General features: G+C 28.2%; 1 protein-coding gene. It reads left to right on the top strand.

Features of this window, described 5'->3' with window-relative positions; translation table 11 throughout:
• Window positions 1-471 precede the first annotated feature (471 nt).
• Window positions 472-1,632 (top strand): glycosyltransferase family 61 protein, encoded by a 1,161-nt coding sequence (locus MW688_RS16655; protein ID WP_486737138.1) that lies wholly within the window; start codon window positions 472-474, stop codon window positions 1,630-1,632.
• Window positions 1,633-1,713 lie beyond the last annotated feature (81 nt).

The raw sequence follows: 1,713 nt of genomic DNA, 5'->3' as shown, positions 1-1,713 counted from the left end.
CAAAACTTCAAGACTTCAAAACTTCAAGACTTCAAAACTCATTACTCATTACTCATTACTCATTACTCATTACTCAACCACAACGAGTAACATTATGTATAGATGCAAGATGTGAGTTTAGGTGCGATCGCCTTTGGAAGTTTCCGCTCAAACTTAAATTATAATAACCGTATCTAGGGTTTTTCATTCTCCTGAGAAAGGTTAACGGATTTATCAAATATGTAGCACGAAAACTATGAATGTCAATTAATTATTTAAGATTATTATAGACTACATGATGTTGCCAGTGGTATTGAATTAATCGCACCATTAACTGTTACACTTAATAAGGTGAAACCTTTATCTATATAGCTATTATTTACCTATCCTAACATTTTAAGCAATCATCTGTTAATCTTTTATTTATAAACGGTCTCTGGGCGGTTTTATTTCAAACAAGTTCTAAAAGTAGTGAAAAAATTCATTTATTATATGAAACAAAAAATCATCAAACAATTACTTAGATTCAATAAATTTCATGATCAATATATTACTAAAATAGCCAAAAATATATTTCATAAAATAGGCAAAGGAACTGCTAGAAATATTTATGCGAAATCTCTACCTATTTCCGAAAGTTTTGATGGCCTGTCAATTTTAGACAATTACACGCTAAATCCTGAAGCATTTCAGCCTGATTTTTATTTAGATGAACCATTGCAAAAAAAATATTTACATTTGTTTAAACAAGATAATAATAAATCAATAGAAATAGGAATTATTTCTGCTAAGGGGGTTTTATTACATTTTCCATCCAATTATCACATGTGGGAAGGAAAAGTATTTAAAGAAGCTAAAAATATTAGATTGGGTAATATTTTTGATTGGAAAAATTTAATATATTTAGAAACTATTCCTTGGCAAAAACCTATTCAAATAGAACAAGAAAGCATAGTAATAACAGGTAGTTTTCCTGGAAATTACTTTCATTGGTTAACAAGTATTTTGCCTAAAATAGGGATGTTTGAAAATGATCCAGTTTTAAATAAATTACCATTAATAATGAGTAAGAATCTACCAAATTTTGTCAAAGATAGCTTAAATCATATAGGTGTATTGGATCAAGTAATTTTTTTAGACAAAGGATTGTATAAATTTAATCATTTGCATCTTTGTAGTTATATTGCACCACATCCTGTTATTTATCCTCAAACGATAGATTGGTTAAGAAATAAATTTTTGATAGAAGATAATACGTCTCATAAAAAGAAAAGAATTTATATAAGTAGAAGAGATGCAAAAGATCGTCAAATAACTAATGAATCTCAAATAGAAAAAATGTTAGTTAATTATGATTTTGAATTATTAACATTGAGCGGGTTGAGTATTGCAGAACAGGCAAAATTACTACAAGAAACAGAGATAGTAATAAGTTTTCATGGTGCTGGTTTATCTAATCTAGTATTTGCAACAGAAGGAACTAAAGTAATTGAATTGTTTCCAGAAGGCCGAATTGTTATTAGTATGTATTATATTTCTATGGTGAGAAAACTTAAATACGGGTTTATGGTATGTCCATCGGACAAGTATTTTAATATTTATGTTGATTGCAATAAGCTAGAACATCTTATTAAAATGTGTTTAACAGCATAATAGGGTAAACTTTTTTATTAATTACAGATCGCACTTTTGAGCTGTTTACATACTTCTTTTGTCAGACTAGCTGCTTTTTCT

The sequence above is a fragment of the Johannesbaptistia floridana genome (genome assembly GCF_057440575.1).
The sequence above is the reverse complement of the archived record's forward strand: the minus strand, read 5'-3'. Positions and strand labels throughout refer to the sequence as shown.

Bases quoted from the DNA above. Each gene is read 5' to 3' on its own strand.
- MW688_RS16655 (WP_486737138.1), top strand. From the start codon at position 472: ATGAAACAAAAAATCATCAAACAATTACTTAGATTCAATAAATTTCAT.